The organism is Rhizobium sp. CNPSo 3670, assembly GCF_057784555.1.
Window position 1 is genome coordinate 26,255 of the sequence record NZ_JBXSOL010000016.1, and the last position, 24,218, is coordinate 50,472.

A 24,218-nucleotide genomic window follows, 5' to 3' on the forward strand; every position below is an offset into this window, starting at 1 on the left:
GGCGCTGCCCGGCCCTTCGCTTGGGCTCAGGGCGTTCGTCGCTGCAATCGATTCACTGGATCGATTGCTCGGGCTTCGCCCGACCGCTCCTCACCCCAACACATCGTAAAGCCGGAAGATGAAACTGACCTGATAGACCAGGTTGACGATGACGAAGGTCGTGTGGAAGCGGCGGTTCGCGGTCCAGGCGGCGAGGGCGCAGAGGAGGATGTAGACGAGATTGCGGACGGGATATTCCCAGCCGAGTGATAGGATGCGCTCCGGACCTTTGATCGCCGTATCGAGGATATCGACGGCATAGATCAGGCCGAGGACGCCGAAGAACCATTTGCGCCGCGAAATGAAATATTCCTCGTAGCCGCCATATTCGTCGAGGCTTGCCGGAAAGAGCAGGGCACAGAGCAGGAAGAACAGGCTGCAGAAGCAGACGAGGAAGAGATAGATGCCGAAGCCGATGGCGGGGACGGCCTGCAGCCGGTATTCCCACCACCAGATATGGATGATGAAGAGGAACAGGGACAGGGCCCAGCCAAGGTGAACGGGATAAACCTCCGCCTTGGCCGGATGCTGGACGATGCCGGCGATGCCAGTGAGCAGCCTCGCGAGTGAAAGGCTGATGACCATGCCCATCACCACCTTGATGTGAAGGAAGACCTCCGGCGAGCTGACCGTTTCCATGCCTTATCCCCTCGGGTTCAAGCTTGTCACTCCGCGGGGACGGCCTTGGGTTTGCCCTCCTCGTCGAGCGCCACCATGATGAAGGTGCCGGCGGTTACCTTTTCCATCTTGGCGTAGCGCGAGCGATGCGCCCAGGCTTCGACGATCAGCGTGATCGAGGTACGCCCGACACGCTCGACATCGGTATAAACCGACAGCGTATCGCCGATCTTGACCGGCAGCTCAAAGGCCATTTCCTTAACCGCTGCGGTGACGACGCGGCCCTTGGCGCGCTCGGCGGCGCGGATGCCGGATGCAAGGTCCATCTGCGCCATGACCCAGCCGCCGAAGATATCGCCGGCCGGATTGGCATCGCCCGGCATGGCGAGCGTGCGCAGCGTCAGTTCGCCTCTGGGCTTGGCGGTGTCGGTCATGGAAAATCCCTCACTGTCTGGATCGATTCTGTCGTGACGTTAGGCGAACTCCGTGTCCTTACCAATGCCTTTCAGTGGGACGGCCGCTGCGGAACTAATATTCGCAGCTCGCAGCGATTTAAATTCCCTTCAAATTCAGGTGGTTGAATTTTGCAACCCGTCGCCTCACCTTACGTTATGTGAGAATCCACTAATCCAACTTTACCGTCCGGTAATTCAGCTGTTCCAGTATGTGACGAACTACAAATGTAAGAATCGCCGGGAACACTCATGCGCAACGTCAAGATCTCCACCCGTCTTTACTGCCTCGTCGGCTTCACGCTTGCCGTGCTGGCGGCGACGATGGTCTTCTTTCTGAACTATTCCTATTCCGAGTTGCAAGCGGAGCGGAAGGCGGGGCTGGAGAAGATGGAGGCGACGGCGCTCGGCATTTTCGACAAATATTACAAGATGGAACAGGCGGGCACCATGACCCGCGAGCAGGCGCAGGCGGCGGCCAAGGACGTGATCGGCGCGATGCGCTACGGCGCCGACGGCTATTTCTGGATCAACGACATGCGCCCCGCCATGGTGATGCACCCGATCAAGCCGCAACTGAACGGCACCGATATCTCCCAGATGAAGGACCCGACCGGTAAGTTCCTGTTCGTCGAGTTCGTCAACAAGGTGAAGAAGGACGGCAAGGGTTTCGTCGATTATTACTGGCCGAAGCCCGGCGCCGATGAGCCGGTGTTGAAATATTCCTATGTCGCCGGCTTCGAGCCCTGGGGCTGGATCGTCGGAACTGGCGTCTACGCCGATGACCTGGCGGCGCTCTATCGCCAGAATGCGTTCTGGGCGGCAGCGCTCTGCCTGCTCGGCGCAGCACTTACGATCGCGATCGCCTACGCCATCGTGCGCAGTGTTACGGCGCCGATCGCCCGGCTGAAGACGGCGATGAATGCGATCGCCGCCGAGGAAGCATCGGTGGAGATTGCCGGCAGTGCGTGCCGCGACGAAGTCGGCCAGATGGCCAAGGCGCTGCTGGTGCTGCGCGACTCCGTCGACGAACGCAGCGCGCTGCGCGGCCGTGAAGACGAAAGGCAGCGGCAGATCGAGGACGAACGCCGCGGCAATGAAGCGAGCCTGCGCTCGGCTTCCGAGCGGCAAAACCGCGCCATGCAGGCGCTCGGCGTCGGCCTGGAGAGGCTTGCAAGCGGCGACCTCACCGTTGCAATCGGCGATATCGGTGAGGACTACGCCAAGCTCAGGAATGATTTCAACGCCGCCGTCGATGCGCTGAACGGCGTCATCCACGCGATTGCTGAATCGAGCCGGGTGGTCAACGACAGCGCATCCGACATCAGCGAGGCGACCGGCAACCTGTCGAAGCGTACGGAACAGCAGGCAGCGGCACTCGAAGAGACGGCGGCGGCACTCGATGAGATCACAGCCACGGTCAAGACCGCATCCGAGCGGGCGAACGAGGCGCGCGAGATGGTGGCCGAAACCAAAGCGAGCGCCGGCCGCTCCGGCGACATCGTCCGCAACGCCGTGACGGCGATGGGCCGGATCGAGGAATCGTCGAGCCGCATCAACCAGATTATCTCTGTTATCGACGAGATTGCCTTCCAGACGAATCTGCTGGCGCTGAACGCCGGCGTCGAGGCTGCGCGGGCCGGCGAGGCTGGCCGCGGCTTTGCCGTCGTTGCCCAGGAAGTGCGCGAACTCGCGCAACGCTCGGCCAACGCCGCCAAGGAGATCAAGGAGTTGATCAGCCGGTCGGCTGCGGAAGTCGAGGGCGGGGTTGCGCTGGTGCGCTCGACGGGTGAGGCTCTGCTGGAGATCGAGGCGCTGGTAAACCAGGTGAACGACCATGTCGCTTCGATCGCGACGGCGGCGCGCGAGCAGTCGACCGGACTGAACGAGATCAACAGCTCCGTCAACCACATGGACCAGATGACGCAGCAGAATGCGGCGATGGTCGAGGAGACGACGGCGGCAAGCCGCACGCTCGCTGACGAGAGTACCCAGCTGAAGACCCTGCTTTCGAACTTCCGCCTGCGCGAGGCGGGGCGGCCGGCCGAGAGCCGGTACACACGGGCAGCGTGAAAAACAGCAAAGATAAAAGGCCGGGCGACCGGCCTTTTTCATTTCCACCGCCTTCAGATTGTGCCGGTAAGTTTTCATTCACCGTTTTTAACTAAAATTGGACCGAGTTTTTTCGGTCACTCTGCGGCCGGCCCATGGAAGCGATAAGAGTATGGCGTTTGTTTCCTTTCCGCGGCGAGCCTTCCTGCCCGTGCTGCTCTCGGCGGCGCTGACCACCTGTTCGATCAGCGACGGGCTAGTGCCCCCGGCCAATGTCGACAATGGCACCCGGGTCAGTTCGATTTCACCGTCTCGCGGTGCAGCGCGTATGGCGCGGGCGGAGCGCCTTGCGCCGGCGGAAACTCAGGCCTCTTATCCTGTCTTCGGCCGGCCTGTCGGCAGCAGCCAGGGCTCGGTCGATTATCTCGATACGCCGAACCTTGCCGGCACCGGGCACGCGGCACAGGCGCCGCAGACGCTGGCCGCGCCGGAATCCCAGGGCCGCAAGCTGCCGATGATCGATAGCGATGAGGCGCTGGCGGCAGGCCAGCCGAACGGCAACTGGGGCGGCACGCAGAACCTTGCTGTCCCGTCCGGCGGCGTCAACATGGATGAAGAGCTTGGGGCCGAACCGGTCGTCGGGCTGGCGCAGGAACAGCAGCAGCAGATTGCCGAGGGCAATGCCAGCGAACCCGTCGTCGACGGCATCGGCACCGACAACCCGGCTCAGATCAATCAGCCAATGCGCCAGTCCGCACCCCGGTCAATGCCGCATCCGGCAGCGCAGGCTGAGATGAGTCGAGCGCCGGCCTGGAACGACGGCAGCCCGGTCTTGGAGCCAACCCGCGTTCCCGAAGAGGACGAGAGCGAAGAAGTCGCGATGCTGCGGCCGAACAACCCGATGATGAGCGAGCCCGTTGCGCCTGTCGACCCGAGCGTCATGCCGGCCTCCGAGCTTGCCTGCCGGCGCGAGTTGAAGCGCCTGGGCGTGCTCTTCGACGAGAAGCCGCCGATCTCGCAAGGGCCGGCCTGCCAGGTGCCCTATCCGGTATCGCTGAAGGGGCTTTCCGGCAATATCGGCGTCAAGCCGGCCGTGACGCTGAACTGCCAGGTGACGCTCGCCTTCGCCAAATGGGTGAAGAACGAGCTGGCGCCGTCGGCCCGCTTTCGCTACTGGAGCGGCATCAAGACGATCCAGCCGCTCGGCGGTTATTCCTGCCGGCGCATGAACAACAGCCGGCAGAGATATAATCCGATGTCGGAACATGCCCGCGGCAACGCGATCGACGTCGGCAAGTTCGTGCTGAAGAACGGCCACGCGATCGACGTGCGCAAGAAGGGCCTGTTCTCCTATCGCGAGGGCCGGCTTCTGAAGGCGGTGCGCACCGACAGCTGCCGCTATTTCAATACCGTGCTCGGGCCGGGCAGCAACCCGGAACACTGGAACCACTTCCACTTTGATCTGCGCTCCCGCAAGAGCGGCAAGGTCTATTGCGATTAGGCGAAGGCGCGGTTGCCCGCCGCGGCAATTGGGCCCTGGTTCCAAGAAAAGAGTTCATCCCAGCCGCCGGACGCGCTATGGACCGGCGAGGCGGATTGCTATTGGAAAGTCTGATCCATGAGCTATGAATTCCATGTCGGCCAGAAGGTCGTCTGCATCAACGATACCTTCAAGCATGTCAGCATCGACCAGCTTATTCGCAAGGGTGAGATCTATACGATCCGCTGGGTGGGCGAATATACCCATTATGTCGACGGCACCTTCATCGGCGTCAAGCTCGCGGAAATCCACCGCGGCAATGATGACGGCCCGGAAGGTTATGGCGCTGCCGACATGCCCTATCGCGCGACGCGGTTCCGGCCGCTGGTGAAGGACAAGATCGCATCGCTGCGCAAGCTGCTCGCCCCGACACCGGATGCGCCGGCGGAGCCGAAGGAAAAGGTTCGGAAGAAAGAGAAGGTCTGAGCGCCGGCCTTACGTCAACGGCATCAATGCTGCGGCGACATGATTGTACCCTCTGGTCGCCTGTGCGACAGTCGGCAGCGTGACACGCCGAGGAGGGGCCGGTGCGGACGATTTCGACGATCCTGGAGCTTTGTACCGCCATCGCCATGAGTGTTGCGACAGCAGGAGTGGCGGCCGCCGATCCGCTCGTTTTCAGCTATCATGGATGGCGGGTCGATCTCACCAATGCCAGAGGTGCGGAGCCCGACAAGGAGATGGTCGCGGCCGTCAAAAGGCAGCTCGACATCGTCGAGCATGTCAGTCTGAAGCCCGATGTCCTCGCCTTCATGCGGACGATTCCGATCTGGGCCAACGCCGCCGTCGCCGGCTTCGGTCCCGGCCATTACAGCAGCAAGACCGGCATCGACCTGCGTGTCAGGAGCCTCGATCCCGACAAACCGATCATCCTGCACGAGCTTCTGCACGCCTATAACGACCGGATGCTGCCCGGCGGATTCGGCAATGGCGATGTCGGGCAATTCTTCAACAACGGCCGCGGGCTTTGGCCCGGCGATTCCTACATGATGAGCAACGATCGGGAATTCTTCGCGGTCACGGCGAGCGTGTACCTGTTCGGCGATATCGAACGGCCGCCCTATTCGCGCAGCCAGTTGCGTCAGAAGCAGCCGCGATATTATCAGTGGCTCGCCACCCTCTTCGACGACGGCCGGCCGCGGTCTTGAGACGGTAACGCCAATCAGGCCGTTTTCCGGCTCAGCAACTACGCGCTCGCGAGGCAGCCTTTCACCTGCGGTCAAAATAAATCGTATCCGATTAAATCGGAATGATATTGACATCGATTTCCAATAGGCATATTAAGGCGCATCCGAATAAAGCGGATGCGATATAAATTCATCGAAAGGACACCATCATGACCGAGAAGCTTCTTTTCACTGGCAAGACCCACATCGCCGGCGGCCGCGAGGGCTATGCACGCAGCAGCGACGGCACGCTCGACATCAAGCTGCCGCAGCCGCATCCGGCGGCCGAGAACCTGTTTGGTGCCGCCTGGTCGGCATGCTATATCGGTGCCATCGAGCTTGCCGCCTCGCAGCGCAAGATCGCGCTGCCCGCCGGTCCCGAGGTCGACGCCGAGATCACTCTCAATACCGACAACGGCTCCTTCTTCCTGCGTGCGCGCCTCAATGTCAGCCTGTCCGGTATCGAACGCGACGTCGCCGAGGAACTGATCGAGGCAGCCCATGGCATCTGCCCTTATTCCAAGGCGACGCACGGCAATATCGACGTCGAAACCCGGCTTGTCTGACCGGAAGGGCCGGCGCATTTCGCCGTCATCTTCGAAGCGGGGGTCTGCCGATTTGCGGCAGACCCGTTCCTGAACCAGCCTCTATCGACCGATCCGGAGAATATGCCATGATCGACAGCCATGCAGAGCCACACCGGGCCTATGACGAGTTTTCGCTCGTGGTCGACCCCGACGTCTACGAGCCGCTGCCCGATGATTGGCTGATCGGCATCACCGACGTCATCAGCTCGACGGCGGCGATCGGGGCAGGGCGCTATGAAGACGTCAATTATGCCGGCGCCTCGATCATCGTGGCACTCGGCAATGCCTGGGGCTTGTTCGATTTCCCCTTCGTGTTTCGCGGGGACGGGGCGGCTTTCGCGCTGCCGCCGCACGGGAGCATGGCTGCGCCATCGGCATTGCGGCAGGTGGCGGGCTTCGCTGCGACCGATCTTCACCTTGACCTTCGTGTCGGGCTGCTGACCGTGCGCGAGATCCGCGCCGCCGGTCGCGACGTGAAGATCGCGCGCTATGCCGCCTCCGAGACTGCGACTTATGCAATGTTTGCGGGCGGCGGCCTCAAATGGGCGGAGCAGCAGATCAAGAATGGCCGCTATCTGGTCAAGCCGGGGCGCTACGCAACGAGGCCGGACCTCACAGGCCTCAGCTGTGATTGGGCGCCGTTCCCGAGCCGGCAGGGCGAGATTCTGTCGCTGTTGGTCGAGCCTCGCGACCACACCAGCCCGGAGATTTTTGCGGCGCTGGCGAAGCGCGTGCTTGCTGTTTTCGATACTGCATCGCACCGGTCTTATCCGATTTCGGCAGAGAGCGCGGTGCCGAGGGATGGCGCAAAGCAGGTCAGTGCGACAGCCTGGTCCGAAGTCGCCTCCAATTCGGATTTCCGCAAATTCGACGACGGTCTGCGCCTGACGCTGGACTGCACGCCGGAGGAGATCGACAGGGTCGAAGCCATTCTCGTTGCGGCAAGAGCGCGTGGCGAGATCGATTTCGGCCTGCACTGCCAGTCGCATGCGCTGATGACCTGCCTGGTGCCATCGGGCCGGCCAGATTCGCATCTGCATTTTCTGGACGGAATGGGCGGCGGCTACGCGAAAGCGGCCGAGATGATGGAGCAGGGCGCGCTTGCAGCAATGTCGTCGCGCCAGCCTCAAAGAGCAATCAGGGCAGCAGAGGCATAGCCCGACCGTGGATGCTCGACCACGACGTCCGCAGCTACGGATGATCGCGCGGGTATTCGACGGAGAGAACGAGGGGCTCACGAAGGACGATATTGTCGACAATGTCACGCTCTACTGGCTGACGAACACGGCAATCTCGTCGGCGCACCTCTATTGGGAAAATGCGCATCATCCGACAGGAGGGTTCTTCGACCCGGCATCAAGATCCCGGTCGCCGTCAGTGCTTTTCCCGACGAGATCTACCAGGCGCCGAAGAGCTGGGCGGAGAAGGCCTATCCGAAGCTCATTCACTACAACAGGCTGGAGAAAGGCGGTCACTTCGCCGCATGGGAGCAGCCGATGGCTTTCGCTGCCGAACTCAGGACGGCATTCCGGCCGCTGCGGCAGTAGATCACGAAGCGCGCCGCGCTTTCAGTCCTTGCCGCTTCCTCGTATCGCGAGGCTTGAGAGGATGTCACCGAGCTGGGACGGCGCCAGATCGGTTTCCTGTTCGATCTCGGCGGCAGTGAACCATCTGAATTCGGTATGTTCATCGCCGACGAGTTGCGGCAATCCCTGCCATTGATCGACGTGATAGACGTGAAAGGTGGCCGATGACTCAGGCGGAGCTTGCGATACGAACTTTGCCGCAAGCCGCCACCGCTCCGGCGTGATGCCTATTTCCTCCATCAATTCCCGGCGCATCGCCGTCTCGGCGTCTTCGCCATCCTCGATATGGCCGCCGGGGAGGCTCCAGCGACCCGGATAGATCCTGCGCTCTGAATTACGCCTTGCGAGAAGCAGCATCCCATTGCGGCTCAAGGCGCCCATCGCGATCTCGGGCATGTGGTCTCCTCGCTGCGGAAGAAAATGCGTCGCTGCAAGCATGTCACCAGCTTGTGACTGCTGTTGCCATCATGGCTTTTCCGGTTCGGCCTGCGCTCGCAACAGGTTGTCGCGCAACCTCGTCACCGATTGGCGTACGACGGGGAAATCATCGCCGAGGCCACTGGCGGCAATCAGCGTGCCGCCGGGGTCGACCTCGACGAGGAGATCGCGCCCAGCTGGCGTCAGGCTTACGCGGACCTGCCGTTCATCGGCGGGATCGCGATGGCGCGTGAGATAGCCTGCCGATTCCAGCTTCTTGAGGATCGGCGTCAGCGTGTTGGATTCGAGGAACAGTTTTTCCCCCAGCATGCTGACCGTCTGGCCATCCTCCTCGGAAAGGGCGACCAGGGCGATATATTGCGTGTAGGTCAGGCCAAGCTCGTCCAGGATCGGCTTATAGGCGCGGCCGAAGGCGAGATTGGCGGAATAGACGGCGAAACACAGGAAGTTCGAAAGCTTCTTGCCGCTTTCGCCGGGCTGTGGGGAGGCGGGCATGGCGGGTGCTTTTGTGTTTTTGGATGCGGGCATGGATCTATCCGTCCAGCTTGTTGAGTGCCGATACATATACATCGCGTCCGATTAAATCGCAAGCCTTGATTCCTCATTCCACATGAACGAAGCGCTGGTGATTGTTAATTGCAACTTCCGCCTTCACGGCCAGCGCAAAGCCGCCGTCGCCACCGGTGCGTCCCAGAGCGCGACCTCCTCGTCGCTCAGTAAGGCGAGGGTGACGGACAGTCCCTGCATGTCGAGCGAGGTGACGTAGGTTCCGACAAGCGAGCGCTCGATCGGGACGGCTATCTCCTCGATGACACGGCGGGCGGAGGCATAGGCGAGGTAGAGTTCGGCAGGCGGCGTGCCGCCGAGGCCGTTGATGAAGAGCAGCGCCCGGGCACCCGGCGTGACCGTGATGTCGGCGATGATGGTCTCGCAAAGATGCCCGATGATGGCGTCCGCGGCGGTGAACGGCTGCCTGGCATGGCCGGGCTCACCGTGGATTCCGACGCCCATTTCCATCTCGTCGGGTCCGAGCGAAAACGTCGTGCGCTCGGTCTGCGGCACCGTCACGCCGTTCAGCGCGACCCCCATCGAGCGGATGCGGGTGTTCAACCTCTCGCCAAGCTGCTTCAATTCGGCGAGCGGCATGCCGCGTTCGGCGGCGGCACCCAGGATCTTTTCGACGATCAGCGTACCCGCGACGCCGCGCCGGCCGCGGCCTTCGCCTGATCTCGATGTCTCGATATCGTCGCTGACGACGATCATGTCGAGGCTGTGGCGGTCACCGGCCATCTCGATGGCCATTTCGAAATTCATCAGGTCGCCATCATAGTTCTTGACCACGAGCAGGCAGCCGGCGCCGGTATCGGCCTCTTCGATGGCGGCAATGATCTGGGCGGGCGTCGGAGAGGTGAAGATATGGCCGACACAGGCGGCATCCAGCATGCCCTGGCCAACGAAGCCGATATGCATCGGCTCGTGGCCGGCGCCCCCGCCTGATATCAGCGCCACCTTGCCTGACGTCAGTTGGCGGCGGCGGACGCATTTGCGCTCGGTCCCGAACACCACCAAGGCCTCATGGGCGCGCACAAAGCCTTCGACGCTTTCGGCGACCATGGTTTCCGCGGTGTTCATGAACTTCTTCATCAAGCCCCTCCCAAGGCCAAAAACATTACGCTACGTCAGTTCGCTCACTCTTCACTGCTCGCTCGCCCCTGCTATCGCGACGATCTTCTGCACCAGATCGGAGATCGCCTCTTCCAGGAGGCGGTTTTTCCTGTCGTCGCCGAAGTCGGGCACCATCAGCGACAAGTGCCGCAATTTCTCGGAATGGCCGAGATCCGGGAGCTTGCCGGGATGGGCGGCCTGATAGGCTTCGAGAAAGCGTTCTTCTTCGGCGGCGCTGAAGTGGCAGACGCGCACGATTGTCGCGAGATGGCGTGCCGGCAGCGGTGTCGCATAAGTCGGGCTGGTGATCTGCGTGACGAAGCTGCGGTGCTTGCCGAGCGCCGTGGCCAGACGCTGGCGCGTGCCGGACGGCCTATTGTCGATGATCTGCGCCAGAATGGACTTGTAGGCGATTATGGCGTCTTCGGTGTCTTCGCGCGCCATCCTACTCTCCGGCTGCCCTTGTGCCATCGGCGTTGAGGCCTGTTATCGCCGATCTTATCGCGGGACGGCGGGCCGGCGCCACGGAAAAATTCCGGAGGCCGGCGGCAAGCAGCCCCGGGAGATAGCGGGGATCGCCGGCCATGTCGCCGCAGATGCTGACGGGCTTGCCGCCGGCAAGTTTTACCGCCAGCTCGATCAGCCGGAGTAGGGCGGGTGCTGCCTTGCCGTCATCGGTTTCGTTGCCGTCGCGGGCGGAGGCGACGAGGTATTGCGTGAGGTCGTTTGTGCCGAAGGAGAAGAAGGCGGCCGATCTGAAAGTGTCGAGCATAAATGCGGCCGATGGCACCTCCACCATCATGCCGATCGGCGGCATCCGGTGCGGCAGGGCGCGGCGGCCGAGCTTTTCGGCCTCCTCGCGGAACAGTTCGCGCATCCTGTCGATCTCGTCGGGAAAGGTCACCATCGGCAACATCACCGAAAGCTTGCCGAAGACGGCGGCGCGCAGCAGGGCGCGGGCCTGGACGCGGGCGATTTCCGGCCGGGCAAGCAGCAGCCGGATGCCGCGCAGGCCCGGCTCGAGAGCCGGCAGGTCTTCGAGGCCGGCAAGCGGCTTGTCTCCGCCTATATCCAGCATTCTTATGATCACCGGCTTTTCGCCCGCCTGCTCCAGCACGCGGCGATAGATCGCCAGCTGGCGTTCCTCATTGGCGGCATCGGCGATCGAGGTGACTGAAAATTCCGAGCGCATCAGGCCAACGCCCGCCGTTGCCGGATCGAGCGCATCGATCTCGGCGGGGTCGTTGATATTAATGGAGACAAGGATCGGTACGCCGTCCGCCGTGCGCAGTTCGCGGCTTTCGGTCTTGGTGCCGCCGGCTGGCGCGAGCGGCGGGATCAGCATGCCGCCCGCCTTGAGAATGACGACGCCGGCGTCGCCATCGACGCCGACAGGATCGCGGTCCGCGACTGAAAAACGGCCTGTGCCGACCACCATCGGCACCGATCTTGCCCGGGCGAGCAAGGCGACGTGGCCTGCGGCGCTGCCTGCAAACAACGCGATACCACCGCCCTTCGACCAGTCATGAGCGAGGAAGCGGCTCGGCTCCATATCCTTGCCGACGAAGACCGAGCCGGGCGGGAAATCGGCGACCGGGGTGCCGGCAAGCGCCCCGAGCACACGGTTCTTGATGTCGAGAATGTCGATGGCGCGCGCCCGCATCTGTTCCTCGTCGGCCGCTTCGAGTTCGCCGATATAGGCGTCGAGCGTGGCGACCCAGGCGAAGACGACATTCTCGTCGGCTTGCATGCGGGCGCCCGTTGCTTCCGCGATCGTCGGATCGCGGAGCACCTCGATCTGGAAATCGATGATATCGCGGCTTTCGGCATCGGCGCCCTCGGCGAGGCGCTCAAGTTCGCCGATCGAGATATCGATCGCCTTCTCAAGCGCGCCGTAGCCGCCGGCGGTCTCGGGCGCGGAAGCAGCCCCCGGCTCTTCCGCGAGAAAGGCAGGGCCGGATGCGATTCCCGGGGATGCTCTCTTTGCTTTCAGCCTAAGCGGTTCTGCCATGTTTCTTATCCTCATCGAAGTTGCGCTCGATGAGGTCCTTTAGGGCACGGATCGCCTCTTCGGCGAGAATGCCGTCCGCGCGTATTCTAAGGATCGAACCTTTGCGGATTCTCGCGCCCATAATCTTGATGATGCTCTTGCCGTTCAGCCAGACGTCACTGCCGTTGACGGCGACCTCGATCGAGCAGGGGAAAGATTTGGCAAGGCGCGTGAAGGTGACGGAGGGGCGGGCATGCAGCCCGACGCCGTGCTTGACTTCCACCTCTGTCTGGCAGTTCAGGTGCAATTGATCGGGCTCCTGTTTTTCACCACGCAATCGGTTCGGCATCAGGGCGACAGTTCCTCTGCCGTGGCGACGACCTTGGCAAGCGACGCGCCCCCTGAGGCTTCGGCGGCGGCGATGACCGCGCCTTCGACGAGCGGGGCGTTGCAGATGGAGACGAGCGCCGAACGGGGAAGGCCGAGCATTTCGATCGCCATCTCACTGTTGGTCTCGGCGCCGCCGAGATCCACGAAGACGGCGACGCCGGCATCTGACCAGGCGGCCTCGATCGCCTTCAGGATGCCGCCGGCATCGGTGCCGAGATCGCCATGGACGTTGCCGCCCGACCAGGCAAGCGGCACGCAATCGCCGACCATCTGCCGCACCATGTCGGCGATGCCCCTTGCCACCAGTGGCGAGTGGGAGACGATCACGATGCCCACATTTGCTGTCTTTCCATTCATCTCGGTCCTTTCATTCATCGGGGCGGCGCTCCCCGAGATAGCGGCAGATCGCCGTTGTCAGCAGCGCGCAGCTCGACGCGCCGGGATCGACATGGCCGATCGAGCGGTCGCCGAGATAGGCGGCGCGTCCGCGCATCGCTTTCATCGCGGCTGTCCTGTCGGCGGAGCGCTCGGCTTTGCGGGCGACGTCACCGAGTGGAGACCGCTTGGCCAGCGCCGCATGGACGGGATAGAGCACGTCGAGCAGCGTCTTGTCGCCGGCGTGCGACCGCCCGCGTTTTGCCACCGCGTCAATCGCCTGTTTCAGCACCAGGGGAAAATCGGCCTTCTCCTCGCTTTTACGAAGCTCGCGGCCGATCTCGATCAGCAGCGTTCCGTAGAGCGGGCCGGCCGCACCGCCGACATTCATCACCAGCGTCAGGCCGATCTTTTCGACGGCGTCGGGGAAGGGCAGGCTGGACAGGCTTTCGCCCTCGGCGCTCACCGCCTCGCAGCCACGCCGCATATTGGTTCCGTGATCGCCATCGCCGATGGCGCGATCGAGTGCGCAGAGGTGATCGGCGTTTTCCGCGATCGTCGCGCGGCACACTTCGATCAGTTCTGCCACAAGCACCGGTTCCGCCTGCACTGCCTTCCTCCCTGACGCCCGTCTCCCGCGGGCTTTCAAACTTTACCCGGTCAGGCGAGGCTTGCCGCCACGCCGAACGCGCCGGCGACCGCGACCGCGCCGGGATCGGCGACACCCGCGAGATCCCTTTCGCCGACATAGGAGGCGCGTCCGGCTCTCGCCTTCGTCATCGTCTTCGTCGACTCCGCGCCTGATGCCGCTGCCCTTGCAGCGGCAGCGATATCGCCTGACGCGAGCGCCTGCAGGGCAGGCGAGAGTGCATCGACCATCGTCCGGTCGCCGACTCCTGCTCCTCCATAGAACGTCATCCTGTCGAGCCCGGCAAGAAGCGCTGCTGATATATCGGCTCTATCGGCCATCGCCTTTGCCGCGGCGGTGAAGAAGATGGACAGCAGCACGCCGCTCGATCCGCCCATGCTGGTGCCGAGGATGTCGCCGAGCGAGGCAAGCGTTGCCGCCGGCTTATCGAGCGGCAGCGTGTCGAGGCGGGCAAGCACGCTGCGCGCGCCTGTCGCCACCGTCGAGCCGGTATCGCCGTCGCCGACGCGGCCGTCCAGCCGGTTGAGCTCGTTTTCCTGTTCGATCAGGTGCTCGCAGAGTGCCGTGATCAGGCGTCGGTAGCGGCTGTTCTCCCCTGGTGTGGCTGCGCCGTTCAAGTGGCTCGCCGTTCTCGGCGCGGCGATAACCCTGATCTCGTGGCGTTTGACGGCCGGCATCCAGGCATGCGGCTCGACCACTGCCGTCAGCGCCGCTTCGCGCACGGCATCCAGCCGGATCAGCGACAGCGAGAAGCCGTTCATGTTGAGCGCGGTCATCATCGGCGCCGGGCCGACGATCAGCCTGATGTGGCGGCCAAGCGGCGAGGACAGCACTGTCTTGACGATGACGGTCATTTCGAGCGGCGGCACGGCGCCGAGATTGTTGAGGAGGAGGGCGTGGTCTGCCCCTTCGCGCAAAGCCGGGGTCAGGCGCGCCGCCATGGTGGCGACAATATCGGCGACCGGCTGCAGCGCGATGCGCTCGGCGCCGGGTTCGCCATGGATGCCGAGGCCGAGTTCGCCTTCTTCAGCGCCGAGGCGATCCTCATGCGCCTGGCCGGGCACGCTGCAGGTCGAGAGCGACATGCCGAGCGAGACGATATCGCCGGCAGCAGCCGAGGCGTGGGCCGCGACCGTCTTCAGCTCCTCGCCTCTTTCGGCGTGATAGCCCGCGATCTTGTGGACGAACAGCGTGCCGGCGACGCCGCGCGGCTGGTTGATGCCGGGGATGGCGATGTCGTCGGCGACGATAACCATTTCGACGTCGAAGCCCTCGGCGCGCGCCTTTTCGGCGGCAAGGCCGAAATTCAGGCGGTCGCCGGTATAGTTCTTGACGATCAGCAGGGCGCCTTTCGGGCCGGTCACGGCGCGGATCGCCGTCAGCACCGCATCGACGCTCGGCGAGGCGAAGATCTCCCCGGAGACGGCCGCCGTCAGCATGCCCTTACCGACGAAGCCGGCATGGGAGGGTTCATGGCCGGCGCCGCCGCCCGAGATGATTGCGACCTCTGACTTGTCCCAGTCCGCACGCAGGATCACCTTGATGTCGGGAAAGCTGTCGAGACGGGCGAGACGGCCGCTGCTCGTCGTCAGTAGCAGGCCGTCCAGAGCTTCGGTGACGATCGTTTCCCTGCGGTTGAAGAAGTGTTTCATCGGTTGAGACCCGTCCGTTTGTTTTTCATGCCATCATCATTTTGTTTGCCGGTCACGACAGGCGCTGTCCAGCCGCATCGAAATAAAGCGGATCGCGCAGCGTCAGGCTGATGCGGTCGCCCGGCGCGATCGCCAGATATGGATCCGCGAGTGTGACGAGTTTGTGATTGCCCGCCCGGATATGCAGATGGTTCTGGTCGCCGAGATGCTCGATCCAGTCGACCTCGGCATTGGCATCCTTGCCGACGACGATATCGAGATGTTCGGTGCGGGCGCCGACGGTTTTGGTGCCGGAGGGCGGACGGCCGCCCGGCAGCAGATCCGCCGGCAGAAGATTGATGTGCGGCTGGCCGAGGCGGGCGGCGACATGCAGGTTGGCGGGATTGCCGTAGATTTCGCGCGGCGTTCCCACCTGCATCAGCCGGCCCTCGGCGACGATGCCGATGCGATCGGCCATGGTCATGGCTTCCACCTGGTCGTGGGTGACATAGAGCAGCGTCGAACCGAGCTCCTTCTGGATGCGCTTCAGCTCCAGGCGCAGTTCGGCGCGCAGCTTGGCGTCGAGCGAGGACAGCGGTTCGTCCATCAGATAGATCGCCGGCCGGCGCACCAGCGCCCGGCCAATCGCGACGCGCTGCATCTCGCCGCCGGAGAGCCTGGTCGAGCGGTTTTCGAGCTTGTGGTCGATGCGGACCATGCGCGCGACCTCGCGCACGCGCCGGTCGATCTCCTCCGCACTCAGCTTGCGCACCGGCGCCTTCAGCGGGAAGGCGAGGTTCTCGTAAACCGTCATGTGCGGATAGAGCGAATATTGCTGGAAGACGAAGGCGACGTCGCGCCCCGCCGGCGCTTCGGCCGCGACGTTGCGGCCGCCGATCTCGATGCGGCCGCTGTCGGGTCTTTCAAGCCCGGCGATCAGCCTGAGCGTCGTGGTCTTGCCGGCGCCTGTGGGACCGAGCAGCACGACGAACTCGCCGTCGCGTATAAAAAGATCGAGCCCATCAAGAGCCTGGGTGTCGCCGAAGCGCTTGCTGAGATTTCTGAGGACGACATCAGCCATGCCGGGTCTCCTTATAGAGCTGGGATGGCACCGCGCGGCCCGAGACGCAGTCGAAGAGCGCGAGGTTCGCCGGATTGAATTCGAGGCCGACGGTCTCGCCGATCCGGAAACTGCGACTGGCGGGAACGCGGGCCTTGATCAGACCGCCCGGGGTTTCCACGGCAACAACCTGGTTGGTGCCGAGATATTCGCTGCCATAGACGGCGCCGCGAAGGGGCGAGGCGTCGCTGAAGCGGATATGCTCGGGCCTGACACCGAGCGCCAGTTCGCTTTCTGCCATGTCCTGATGAATCTCGGGAACGGCGACATTGACGCCGTCGAGCAGGATGGATGTGTCGCCGCTCTTCAGGCCGGAGGTGAAGCGCATGAAGTTCATCGGCGGTGAGCCGATGAAGTCGGCGACATACATGGTCGCCGGCTTGGCATAGATCTCTTGCGGGGTGCCGAACTGCTCGATGACGCCGTGGTTCATCACGGCGATCTTGTCGGCCATCGCCATCGCCTCGTGTTGGTCGTGGGTAACGTAGACGGTGGTGGCATGGATGCGGTTGTGCAGCTCGCGAAGCTCGTGGACCATGATCTCGCGGAACTCGGCATCAAGCGTGCCGAGCGGCTCATCCATCAGGAAGCATTTCGGGCGGCGGACGATGGCGCGGCCGAGCGCCACGCGCTGCCGGTCGCCGCCGGCAAGGCCCGAGACCGAGCGGTCGAGAATATGATCGATCTGCAGCAGGCGGGCGGTCTCTTCGACGCGCTGACGGATCTCGGCCTTGGGCATGCCCTGCGACAGCAGCGGGAAGCCGATGTTTTTGCGCACATTCATATGCGGGTAGAGCGCAAAGAGCTGGAAGACGAACGCGATGTCGCGGGCGCTGGCGCGGTTGAAGGTGACGTCCTCGCCGTCGAGATGAATCTTGCCGCTCGAGGGCAACTCGAGGCCGGCGATCATGCGAAGCGTCGTCGTCTTGCCGCAGCCGGAAGGCCCGAGCAGCGCCAGGAATTCGCCGTCATGGACGCTGAAGGTCGAATTCTCAACGGCGACGAAGCTGCCGAATTCCTTGCGGAGATTTTCGATCCGGATGTCCGCCATGGTTTACTCCGGGAATTTCGAGACGATGATGAACATGACGGTGCCGATCAGCAGGGTCACCAGCGAATAGGTGTAGAGCACCAGCAGGAAGGGCTGGAACAGCATCAGGAAGCCGAGCCCGATCAGCACGGTGGCGATATTCTCCATCGGACCGCGGCGCAGCAAGAATGGCCGTTTCGGGCGGGCAGGGGTGCGGGTGCGTGTCTCGACCAGGTGGCTCATTTGCGGACGGCTCCGAAGGTGATGCCGCGCAGCAGCTGCTTGCGCAGGAGAATAGTGAAGACGAGGATCGGGATCAGGAAGATCGTCGTGCCGGCGGCGACCGCCGGCCAGTCCTGCCCGCCTTCGCCGATGATCGTCGGGATGAAAGGCGGCGCGGTCTGGGCCTCGCCCGAGGTGAGAAGGGCGGCGAAGGCATATTCGTTCCAGGCGAAGATCAGGCAGAAGATCGCAGTCGCGGCAATGCCGGTGGTCGCCTGCGGCAGCACGACCTTGCGGAAGGCTTGCAGCCTCGTATAGCCGTCGATCATCGCCGCCTCCTCGTATTCGCGCGGGATCTCGTCGATGAAGCCCTTGAGCAGCCAGACGGCGAGCGAGACGTTGACGGCGGTATAGAGCAGGATCATGCCGAGCGCCGTGTCCGACAGGCCGAGCTCGCGATACATCAGGTAGATCGGGATGGCGACGGCGATGGGCGGCATCATGCGCGTCGACAGGATGAAGAACAGCAGGTCGTCGGCGAGCGGCACCCTGAAGCGGGAGAAGCCGTAGGCGGCGAGCGTGCCGAGGAAGACCGCCAGGAAGGTCGAGCCGAAGGCGATGACAAGCGAGTTGACGAAGCGCGGCAGGAAGTTCGACGGGCCTGCGATCACCATGTTGCGCTTGCGCGTCACCTCATCGCAGGTGCCGACCGGCGCCGGCAGCGAGGCGATGTAATCAGGTGTCTGCCGCGTGCGCGTGGTGAAGAGATTGCAATAGCCTTCGAGCGACGGCGTGAAAACGATCTTCGGGGGATAGCTGATCGAATCCGGCGGCGATTTGATGCTGGTCAGGAAGATCCAGACGAGCGGGATGAGGGTGACCAGCGCATAGAGGACGACGATCGTGCCGGCGATGCGCTTGCTGGTGAGGCTCGGCTCGACGACCGAATGTGCTGTATTGGCGGCGCTCATCTTTGCTTCACCTTGTTCAATGCCTTGACGTAGATGTTGGCGAGGCCGAACACCGCGACGAAGAGGACGATGGCGAAGGCCGAGGCCCGGCCGGTCGCCCAGCTTTCGAAGGCGGCGCGTTTCAGCGTAATCGAGGCAACCTCGGTGACCGAGCCCGGTCCGCCGCCGGTCAGCAGCGTCACCATGTCGAACATCTTGAAATTCTCGATGCCGCGGAAAAGCACCGCGAGCATGATGAAGGGCAGGGCCATCGGCACGGTGATCGACCAGAACTGACGCCAGGGCGATGCACGATCGACCTCGGCCGCCTCGTAGATATAGTCGGGGATCGAGCGAAGCCCGGCGAGGCAGATCAGCATCACATAGGGCGTCCACATCCAGGTATCGACGATGATGATCGCCCAGGGCGCCAGAGAGACATTGCCGAGCATCTGGACATCGGATGTCGGAATGCCCGATACCAGCGAGACGGCATAGGCGAAGAGGCCGATCTGCGGTTCGTAGAGAAAGCGCCAGAAGTTGCCGACCACGGCGGGCGACAGCATCATCGGGATCAGGATGATGGTCGTCCAGAAGGCATGGCCGCGAAACTTGCGGTCGATCAGGTAGGCAAGCGCAAAACCGATCACCGTCTGCAGCAGGATCGTCCAGAAGACGAAATGGGCGGTGGTCTGCATCGCCTGCCATATGTCGGGATCGTTGAGAACACGCTCATAATTTCCCAACCCGACGCCCTGGACCGGCGCATTCGGCCGGTTGGCACGATAATTGGTGAAGGAGAGATAGACCGCCCAGATGAGGGGGAAGATGTTGATCGCCAGGAGCAGGGTGATGGCAGGCGCGATGAACAGCCACGCGATCGCCCTGTCGGAGAGGCCGCGGACGTGCCGGGCGAGCGAGGCGGGCGTTGCCCTTGCTGTCGCGTCGGCGGCTTTCTCGACAATCGAGGGATGGGAAATGGTCAAGGTTTCACCCGGTCTTTTAGGGTATGAAAGATCCGGCGGCCCGGCTCGTCTGCCGATCCGGGCCGCCATCCTGGTGAGGATGGCGCGCAGAGGGATGCCGCCAATCCCCTGAGGCACTAGATTTTGCCGTCGTCCTTGAAGACGTCGCTCCAGTCCTTCACCAGGCCGTCGAGCGCTTCCTTGGCGGTGCCGTTGCCGGCGACGACGTAGTTATGGACGCGCTTCTGCATGGCCTGCAGCAGCGAGGCGTAGCTTGGCTCGGCCCAGAAGTCCTTGACGATCGCCATCGAGTCCAGGAAAGCCTGGGCATAGGGCTGGCTCTTGGCGAAATCAGGTGCGTTGACGACCGAATTCAGGCAGGAGAAGCCGCCGAGTTCCCACCACTTGGCTTGCACTTCGGGCTGCGCGAACCATTTGATGTAACTCAGGGCGGCGTCGCGCTTGTCGGAATAGGAGACCACCGAGATGCCTTGACCGCCGAGCTGGGCGAAATGCGCCTTCTCCGCCGGATTGGGGAAGAAGCCGATCCTGTCGCCGCCGACCTTCTCGTCCTTGTAGAGGCCGGGCCAGGTGAAGGCGAAGTTCATCTGCATGGCGACCTGGCCGGATTTGAAGGCGTCGGCGGATTCGACCATGTAGACGTTGGAGCTGCCGGGCGGGGTGCAGCAGTCATAGAGCGACTTGTAGAATTCGAGGCCCTTGACCGCGTCAGCCGAGTTGACGAAGCCTTCCATCTCGTATGGCTTCTTCGGGTTGTCGTACTGGAAGCCCCAGTCGTAGAGCACGTTGGTGACGCCCATGGTGATGCCTTCGGAGCCGCGCTCGGTATAGATCGAGGCGCCATAGACGGTCTTGCCGTCGATCTCACGCTTTTGGAAGAACTCGGCGATCTGCTTCAGCTCATCGTAGGTCTTCGGGGCTGCGAGATCGTGGCCGTATTTCGCCTTGAATTCCTTCTGGAGTTCCGGCTTTTCGAACCAGTCCTTCCGGTAAGTCCAGCCGACGACGTCGCCCATGGCGGGCAGCGCCCAATAGTTCGGCGTGTTCTTCGGCCATTCCGAGTAGCCGACAACAGTCGCCGGCACGAAGTCATCCATCTTGATGCCTTCCTTGTCGAAGAAGTCGTTCAGCTTGACGTAGTGGCCGTTCTCGGCCGAGCCGCCGATCCACTGGCTGTCGCCGATAATGAGGTCGCAGAGCTTGCCGTGGGAATTCAGCTCGTTGAGGAAGCGATCGGCGTAGCTCGTCCAGGGAACGAACTCGAACTTCATCTGCGTGCCTGTCTTGGCGGTGAAGTCCTTCGAGAGCTCAACGAGTGCATTGGCAGGGTCCCATGCGGCCCAGCACAGCGTAAGTTCATCGGCTTTGGCGAGATCGGGCAATGCCGACGACATGACGAACGCCGTGGCCAGCCCCAAAAGGGCTTTCGATGTTTTCTGCATAAGTTCCTCCCAGAACCAAGACCGGCTTCCCACCGGCGTCGCATGTTCACCCGTTTCAGAGAATGCTCACATGAACTCCTCAATCATCATGTTTAGCAATGTGTTTAGTGATAGCGCATTTTATAAACATTGCAAGTGATATTAGTTACTGCGGCGCACAGGTGCTGCCGGCCGGGTTTCGGCCGATCTCCTGGCAACTCGTGAAAATTTCCCGTGCAGGCGTACCGATACCACGAAATCCGGCCTCGCTGGCGGATGGACCGCAGGGTATGGACCTCAACGCCGCTCCTGTTTTCCCGGGAGCGGTTCAAACTTGGCCTCGCCTCCGGTGAGGCCTTCTTCTTTTGTCCATGCCGGCCGTCTCGGGAAATTCCGGTGCAGTGCGAGATTTAGCCTTTCGGGCCTGATGCAACAGGCGTATTCAGCCAGGGCGTGGTTCAACCGCGCTCCCCTCGCGGCAGATCTCCGATCGGCTTCCTCCCGCTTCCCTGCCGCGTCATCCGGAATTTTCATTGGCGGATCCATGACCACGGCAGAGACGAGCGAGCAGGGACAAGAGGCGGCAAACGACCGCCAGGCGAAGATCGTGGCTCTGGTCGTTGCCGTTTCCTTCTTCATGCAGATCCTTGACGGCACGATCGTCGCCACCTCGCTGCCGCAGATGGCGGCAAGCTTCGGCGTGCAGCCGGTGTCGATGAGCATCGGCATCACCGTCTACATGCTGACGATGGCGGCCTTCATTCCGCTGTCGGGCTGGCTCGGCGATCGTTTCGGCGCGCGCCGCGTCTTCCTGGTGTCGATCGGCGTCTTCACCGGCGCCTCGCTGTTCTGCGGGCTCTCCGGCAGCCTCACAGAATTCGTGCTGTGGCGGGCGCTGCAGGGGGCAGGGAGCGCGCTGATGACGCCGGTCGGGCGCATCATCGTGCTGAAGAATGCCCGCAAATCCGAACTCGTCCAGGCGATTGCGCTCATCACTTGGCCGGCGCTGACGGCGCCCGTGGTCGGCCCTGTGCTCGGGGGCTTCATCACCACCTATGCCAGCTGGCACTGGAACTTCCTGATCAATATTCCGACCGGCATCGTCGGCATGGGGCTGGTGCTGCGCTTCGTGCCCGAACAGCGGGAGGCCGATCCCGGCCGGCTGGATATTCTTGGCTTTGTCCTGAGCGCGGCCGGATTGACCCTGCTGCTCGCGGCCTTGGAGCTTTCGGTCAAATGGGAAGGCGGGATTTGGCCGGTCATCTCCATGCTGGCGGCCGGCGTCCTATTATCGGTTATGGCGACGCGGCATTTCCTTGCCGTCGACAATCCGCTGCTCGATCTCTCGGCTTTCCGCGTCCAGACCTTTTCGATGTCGACGCTCTCGGCGGGCACGGCTTGCCGAACGGCCATCAATGCGACGCCTTTCCTGCTGCCTCTCTTGTTCCAGCTCGGCTTCGGACTGAGCTCGATTGCCGCCGGCGCCTATCTGCTCGTGTATTTTCTCGGCAATTTCAGCATGAAGGCGGTGACGACACCGCTCTTGCGCTTCTTTGGCTTCCGCACCGTTCTCGGGCTCAATGGACTGATTGCCGCGCTTTCGATCGTTGCTTGCGGTTTCCTGACCCCGGAGACGCCGCCGTTTTTCATCCATGCGCTGCTCTTTCTCGCCGGCCTCTCGCGGTCGATGGAATTCACGGCGCTGAACACGCTCGCCTTTGCCGATATCGGCCCGGCGCAGCGAAGCTCGGCCTCGACGCTGTCGAGCATGCTGCAGCAGATGTCGATGCTGCTCGGCGTTGCGGTGGCAGCCGCCGTGCTCAATATTTCCTCTGCTCTCAGAGGTGCTGACAATCCCGTCATGGCCGATTTCCGATGGGCCTTCGTCGTGGTCGGCGCAATCGGCATCGTCTCGTCGCTGCGCTTTCTGCAATTGCCGAAGGAGGCGGGCGCCGAAGTTTCCGGCCATCGGAAATTCCGGAAGCGCTAACGTCGCCTGCGACAAGAGCGAGCGATGAGCGATGTTTACCTCAGGCGGTCAATGCAATACGACAGTGCTCATGCCGACGACTCGGACGCTTGCGGGCGATCGTTGCTTAGAGAGAACGCCGGGAGACGGAATGAGCAATTCTAGCGGCGATGCGGATGCCCTGATCCACATCCTCTATATCGACGACGACGAGGGGCTCGCGCTCCTGATGCAGAAAAACCTTGCGCGCTGCGGCTTTTCGGTCGAGTGGGCGCAGAGTGGTGCTGCCGGCCTGGCGCGGATCGCCGAAGGCGGCATCGATGCGGTCGTGCTCGATCATCTCCTGAGCGGCGAGACCGGACTCGACATTCTGCCCTGCATCACATCCGTGCCGGATCATCCGCCGGTCATCTATGCAACGGGGTCGGACGACACCAGCATTGCGGTCGCGGCGCTGAAGGCGGGTGCCGATGACTACATGCTGAAGGGGATTTCGGCCGATTATTTCGACCTGCTCGCCGCCGCCCTCGAACAGGCGCTGGAGCGGGCCCGCTTCCGCCGCGAGACGGCGCAGGCGCAGGAGGTGATCCGCCAGCAGCGCGACCATGCCGAAATGCTGCTTGCCGAAGTCAACCACCGCATCGCCAACAGCCTCGGCCTCGTCGGCGCGCTGATCCGCATGCAATCCTCGATGACCCAGGACCAGGTGGCGATCGATGCGCTGCACGAGACGCAGATGCGCATCAACGCGATCGCGAGCGTCCACCGCCGGCTCTACACCAACCGGCAGGTCGGCTCGGTGCAGGTCGATGAATATCTGGACAGCCTGCTGACCGAGCTTGAAGCTTCGATGCGCGACGACAAGCGGCCGCACCGTATCGTGCTGACCGCAAAACCGGTCAATCTGGCGACCGACAAGGTGATCACGCTCGGGTTGATCGTCAGTGAACTCGTCACCAATGCTTTCAAATATGCCTATCCCGACGGCGTCTCAGGCGAGATCCGCGTTGTTGTCGATCAGATCGACGGCGAATTGCGCCTGATCGTCGAAGATGACGGAGCGGGGTTTGCGCCAGAGAACTCGGCGAGGGGAACGGGCCTCGGCACACGGATTTTGACGGCGATGGCCGCGAGCTTGAAATCGGATTTCGCTTACGATCCCGGGCATGATGGGACGAGGGCGATGCTGGTGTTTTCGTTGCATGAGGAGAAGTAGATAGAGGTGGAAGGTCACGATGAAGGGTGTGTGCCTGCGGCCCTCTCATCTGGCTGCCGGCACCGACGACCGGGGTCGAGCCACGGGTCTCGACCCGTCCTTCGGCCCCCCTCTGGGGAGAAGAGA

General features: G+C 62.9%; 25 protein-coding genes and 1 pseudogene. 9 read left to right on the forward strand and 17 right to left on the reverse strand.

Annotated elements, in window-relative coordinates; genetic code table 11:
- Positions 1 to 90 precede the first annotated feature (90 nt).
- Both AC13QO_RS17925 and AC13QO_RS17930 read right to left on the reverse strand, forming a co-directional pair.
- Positions 91 to 678: a hypothetical protein gene (locus AC13QO_RS17925; RefSeq protein ID WP_085778526.1), complete on the reverse strand. Its 588-nt coding sequence runs from the start codon at positions 676 to 678 to the stop codon at positions 91 to 93.
- 26 nt (positions 679 to 704) lie between these two features.
- A complete protein-coding gene (locus AC13QO_RS17930) occupies positions 705 to 1,091 on the reverse strand; it encodes an acyl-CoA thioesterase (protein ID WP_085778525.1) in 387 nt (128 codons plus the stop codon).
- A gap of 270 nt (positions 1,092 to 1,361) precedes the next feature.
- On the opposite strand from AC13QO_RS17930, the gene AC13QO_RS17935 reads away from it, so the two are divergent.
- From AC13QO_RS17935 to AC13QO_RS17965, 7 genes and pseudogenes are all read left to right on the forward strand, one after another.
- Positions 1,362 to 3,182, forward strand: coding sequence for a methyl-accepting chemotaxis protein (locus AC13QO_RS17935; RefSeq protein WP_085778524.1), 1,821 nt, complete (start codon positions 1,362 to 1,364; stop codon positions 3,180 to 3,182).
- Positions 3,183 to 3,333: 151 nt separating this feature from the next.
- Positions 3,334 to 4,662, forward strand: coding sequence for an extensin-like domain-containing protein (locus tag AC13QO_RS17940; protein ID WP_085778523.1), 1,329 nt, complete (start codon positions 3,334 to 3,336; stop codon positions 4,660 to 4,662).
- Between the two features lie 117 nt (positions 4,663 to 4,779).
- Positions 4,780 to 5,127, forward strand: coding sequence for a CAP-Gly domain-containing protein (locus tag AC13QO_RS17945; protein WP_010030441.1), 348 nt, complete (start codon positions 4,780 to 4,782; stop codon positions 5,125 to 5,127).
- A 101-nt stretch (positions 5,128 to 5,228) separates the two neighbouring features.
- Positions 5,229 to 5,849 carry a hypothetical protein gene (locus AC13QO_RS17950; protein ID WP_085778522.1) on the forward strand — a complete coding sequence of 207 codons (621 nt, stop codon included), beginning with the start codon at positions 5,229 to 5,231 and terminating at the stop codon, positions 5,847 to 5,849.
- 188 nt (positions 5,850 to 6,037) lie between these two features.
- On the forward strand, positions 6,038 to 6,433 hold the full coding sequence (locus AC13QO_RS17955) for an Ohr family peroxiredoxin (protein WP_097600022.1): 396 nt from the start codon (positions 6,038 to 6,040) through the stop codon (positions 6,431 to 6,433).
- 107 nt (positions 6,434 to 6,540) lie between these two features.
- Positions 6,541 to 7,611 carry a DUF3095 family protein gene (locus tag AC13QO_RS17960; RefSeq protein WP_488541419.1) on the forward strand — a complete coding sequence of 357 codons (1,071 nt, stop codon included), beginning with the start codon at positions 6,541 to 6,543 and terminating at the stop codon, positions 7,609 to 7,611.
- A gap of 8 nt (positions 7,612 to 7,619) precedes the next feature.
- A pseudogene (locus AC13QO_RS17965) lies at positions 7,620 to 8,001 on the forward strand (epoxide hydrolase); the annotation flags it as partial.
- A gap of 21 nt (positions 8,002 to 8,022) precedes the next feature.
- Here AC13QO_RS17965 and AC13QO_RS17970 read toward each other — a convergent pair.
- The 15 genes from AC13QO_RS17970 to AC13QO_RS18040 all read right to left on the reverse strand — a co-directional run bounded on the left by AC13QO_RS17970 (position 8,023) and on the right by AC13QO_RS18040 (position 20,928).
- Complete coding sequence (locus AC13QO_RS17970) at positions 8,023 to 8,436, reverse strand: NUDIX hydrolase (RefSeq protein ID WP_488541420.1); 414 nt, start codon at positions 8,434 to 8,436, stop codon at positions 8,023 to 8,025.
- A gap of 69 nt (positions 8,437 to 8,505) precedes the next feature.
- The gene (locus AC13QO_RS17975) at positions 8,506 to 9,006 is read right to left on the reverse strand and encodes a MarR family winged helix-turn-helix transcriptional regulator (protein ID WP_488541421.1); all 501 of its coding nucleotides are present in this window, start codon (positions 9,004 to 9,006) and stop codon (positions 8,506 to 8,508) included.
- Positions 9,007 to 9,129: 123 nt separating this feature from the next.
- The gene (gene dhaK / locus AC13QO_RS17980; RefSeq protein ID WP_488541422.1) at positions 9,130 to 10,122 is read right to left on the reverse strand and encodes a dihydroxyacetone kinase subunit DhaK; all 993 of its coding nucleotides are present in this window, start codon (positions 10,120 to 10,122) and stop codon (positions 9,130 to 9,132) included.
- A gap of 51 nt (positions 10,123 to 10,173) precedes the next feature.
- Positions 10,174 to 10,587, reverse strand: coding sequence for a hypothetical protein (locus AC13QO_RS17985; protein WP_488541423.1), 414 nt, complete (start codon positions 10,585 to 10,587; stop codon positions 10,174 to 10,176).
- A gap of 1 nt (position 10,588) precedes the next feature.
- A complete protein-coding gene (locus tag AC13QO_RS17990) occupies positions 10,589 to 12,154 on the reverse strand; it encodes a putative PEP-binding protein (protein ID WP_488541424.1) in 1,566 nt (521 codons plus the stop codon).
- Positions 12,138 to 12,482: an HPr family phosphocarrier protein gene (locus AC13QO_RS17995; RefSeq protein WP_285195695.1), complete on the reverse strand. Its 345-nt coding sequence runs from the start codon at positions 12,480 to 12,482 to the stop codon at positions 12,138 to 12,140. The genes AC13QO_RS17990 and AC13QO_RS17995 overlap by 17 nt, the downstream gene beginning before the upstream one ends.
- Positions 12,482 to 12,880 carry a dihydroxyacetone kinase phosphoryl donor subunit DhaM gene (gene dhaM, locus AC13QO_RS18000; protein WP_085780099.1) on the reverse strand — a complete coding sequence of 133 codons (399 nt, stop codon included), beginning with the start codon at positions 12,878 to 12,880 and terminating at the stop codon, positions 12,482 to 12,484. Before dhaM ends, AC13QO_RS17995 begins: the two co-directional genes overlap by 1 nt.
- A gap of 10 nt (positions 12,881 to 12,890) precedes the next feature.
- Positions 12,891 to 13,508, reverse strand: a complete 618-nt coding sequence (dhaL, locus tag AC13QO_RS18005) for a dihydroxyacetone kinase subunit DhaL (RefSeq protein ID WP_488541425.1) — start codon at positions 13,506 to 13,508, stop codon at positions 12,891 to 12,893.
- Positions 13,509 to 13,558: 50 nt separating this feature from the next.
- The gene (locus AC13QO_RS18010; RefSeq protein ID WP_488541426.1) at positions 13,559 to 15,199 is read right to left on the reverse strand and encodes a dihydroxyacetone kinase subunit DhaK; all 1,641 of its coding nucleotides are present in this window, start codon (positions 15,197 to 15,199) and stop codon (positions 13,559 to 13,561) included.
- Positions 15,200 to 15,251: 52 nt separating this feature from the next.
- Positions 15,252 to 16,259 (reverse strand): ABC transporter ATP-binding protein, encoded by a 1,008-nt coding sequence (locus AC13QO_RS18015; protein WP_430959129.1) that lies wholly within the window; start codon positions 16,257 to 16,259, stop codon positions 15,252 to 15,254.
- The gene (locus AC13QO_RS18020) at positions 16,252 to 17,349 is read right to left on the reverse strand and encodes an ABC transporter ATP-binding protein (RefSeq protein ID WP_488541427.1); all 1,098 of its coding nucleotides are present in this window, start codon (positions 17,347 to 17,349) and stop codon (positions 16,252 to 16,254) included. The genes AC13QO_RS18015 and AC13QO_RS18020 overlap by 8 nt, the downstream gene beginning before the upstream one ends.
- 3 nt (positions 17,350 to 17,352) lie before the next feature.
- Positions 17,353 to 17,571: a hypothetical protein gene (locus AC13QO_RS18025; protein ID WP_488541428.1), complete on the reverse strand. Its 219-nt coding sequence runs from the start codon at positions 17,569 to 17,571 to the stop codon at positions 17,353 to 17,355.
- Positions 17,568 to 18,521 carry a carbohydrate ABC transporter permease gene (locus tag AC13QO_RS18030; RefSeq protein ID WP_488541429.1) on the reverse strand — a complete coding sequence of 318 codons (954 nt, stop codon included), beginning with the start codon at positions 18,519 to 18,521 and terminating at the stop codon, positions 17,568 to 17,570. The genes AC13QO_RS18025 and AC13QO_RS18030 overlap by 4 nt, the downstream gene beginning before the upstream one ends.
- The gene (locus AC13QO_RS18035; protein WP_085778510.1) at positions 18,518 to 19,486 is read right to left on the reverse strand and encodes a carbohydrate ABC transporter permease; all 969 of its coding nucleotides are present in this window, start codon (positions 19,484 to 19,486) and stop codon (positions 18,518 to 18,520) included. Before AC13QO_RS18035 ends, AC13QO_RS18030 begins: the two co-directional genes overlap by 4 nt.
- Positions 19,487 to 19,602: 116 nt before the next feature.
- Entirely contained in the window at positions 19,603 to 20,928 is a 1,326-nt protein-coding gene (locus AC13QO_RS18040) for an ABC transporter substrate-binding protein (protein ID WP_488541430.1), read from the reverse strand.
- A 523-nt stretch (positions 20,929 to 21,451) separates the two neighbouring features.
- On the opposite strand from AC13QO_RS18040, the gene AC13QO_RS18045 reads away from it, so the two are divergent.
- The gene (locus tag AC13QO_RS18045; protein ID WP_285195690.1) at positions 21,452 to 22,897 is read left to right on the forward strand and encodes an MFS transporter; all 1,446 of its coding nucleotides are present in this window, start codon (positions 21,452 to 21,454) and stop codon (positions 22,895 to 22,897) included.
- Positions 22,898 to 23,027: 130 nt separating this feature from the next.
- The gene (locus AC13QO_RS18050; RefSeq protein WP_285195689.1) at positions 23,028 to 24,092 is read left to right on the forward strand and encodes a histidine kinase dimerization/phosphoacceptor domain -containing protein; all 1,065 of its coding nucleotides are present in this window, start codon (positions 23,028 to 23,030) and stop codon (positions 24,090 to 24,092) included.
- Positions 24,093 to 24,218 lie beyond the last annotated feature (126 nt).

Excerpts from the sequence above, each read along its gene's own strand:
- AC13QO_RS17925 (WP_085778526.1), bottom strand. The coding sequence starts at position 678 with ATGGAAACGGTCAGCTCGCCGGAGGTCTTCCTTCACATCAAGGTGGTG.
- AC13QO_RS17930 (WP_085778525.1), bottom strand. The coding sequence starts at position 1,091 with ATGACCGACACCGCCAAGCCCAGAGGCGAACTGACGCTGCGCACGCTC.
- AC13QO_RS17935 (WP_085778524.1), top strand. The coding sequence starts at position 1,362 with ATGCGCAACGTCAAGATCTCCACCCGTCTTTACTGCCTCGTCGGCTTC.
- AC13QO_RS17940 (WP_085778523.1), top strand. The coding sequence starts at position 3,334 with ATGGCGTTTGTTTCCTTTCCGCGGCGAGCCTTCCTGCCCGTGCTGCTC.
- AC13QO_RS17945 (WP_010030441.1), top strand. The coding sequence starts at position 4,780 with ATGAGCTATGAATTCCATGTCGGCCAGAAGGTCGTCTGCATCAACGAT.
- AC13QO_RS17955 (WP_097600022.1), top strand. The coding sequence starts at position 6,038 with ATGACCGAGAAGCTTCTTTTCACTGGCAAGACCCACATCGCCGGCGGC.
- AC13QO_RS17960 (WP_488541419.1), top strand. The coding sequence starts at position 6,541 with ATGATCGACAGCCATGCAGAGCCACACCGGGCCTATGACGAGTTTTCG.
- AC13QO_RS17970 (WP_488541420.1), bottom strand. The coding sequence starts at position 8,436 with ATGCCCGAGATCGCGATGGGCGCCTTGAGCCGCAATGGGATGCTGCTT.
- AC13QO_RS17975 (WP_488541421.1), bottom strand. The coding sequence starts at position 9,006 with ATGCCCGCATCCAAAAACACAAAAGCACCCGCCATGCCCGCCTCCCCA.
- dhaK (WP_488541422.1), bottom strand. The coding sequence starts at position 10,122 with ATGAAGAAGTTCATGAACACCGCGGAAACCATGGTCGCCGAAAGCGTC.
- AC13QO_RS17985 (WP_488541423.1), bottom strand. The coding sequence starts at position 10,587 with ATGGCGCGCGAAGACACCGAAGACGCCATAATCGCCTACAAGTCCATT.
- AC13QO_RS17990 (WP_488541424.1), bottom strand. The coding sequence starts at position 12,154 with ATGGCAGAACCGCTTAGGCTGAAAGCAAAGAGAGCATCCCCGGGAATC.
- AC13QO_RS17995 (WP_285195695.1), bottom strand. The coding sequence starts at position 12,482 with ATGCCGAACCGATTGCGTGGTGAAAAACAGGAGCCCGATCAATTGCAC.
- dhaM (WP_085780099.1), bottom strand. The coding sequence starts at position 12,880 with ATGAATGGAAAGACAGCAAATGTGGGCATCGTGATCGTCTCCCACTCG.
- AC13QO_RS18010 (WP_488541426.1), bottom strand. The coding sequence starts at position 15,199 with ATGAAACACTTCTTCAACCGCAGGGAAACGATCGTCACCGAAGCTCTG.
- AC13QO_RS18015 (WP_430959129.1), bottom strand. The coding sequence starts at position 16,259 with ATGGCTGATGTCGTCCTCAGAAATCTCAGCAAGCGCTTCGGCGACACC.
- AC13QO_RS18020 (WP_488541427.1), bottom strand. The coding sequence starts at position 17,349 with ATGGCGGACATCCGGATCGAAAATCTCCGCAAGGAATTCGGCAGCTTC.
- AC13QO_RS18025 (WP_488541428.1), bottom strand. The coding sequence starts at position 17,571 with ATGAGCCACCTGGTCGAGACACGCACCCGCACCCCTGCCCGCCCGAAA.
- AC13QO_RS18030 (WP_488541429.1), bottom strand. The coding sequence starts at position 18,521 with ATGAGCGCCGCCAATACAGCACATTCGGTCGTCGAGCCGAGCCTCACC.
- AC13QO_RS18040 (WP_488541430.1), bottom strand. The coding sequence starts at position 20,928 with ATGCAGAAAACATCGAAAGCCCTTTTGGGGCTGGCCACGGCGTTCGTC.
- AC13QO_RS18045 (WP_285195690.1), top strand. The coding sequence starts at position 21,452 with ATGACCACGGCAGAGACGAGCGAGCAGGGACAAGAGGCGGCAAACGAC.
- AC13QO_RS18050 (WP_285195689.1), top strand. The coding sequence starts at position 23,028 with ATGAGCAATTCTAGCGGCGATGCGGATGCCCTGATCCACATCCTCTAT.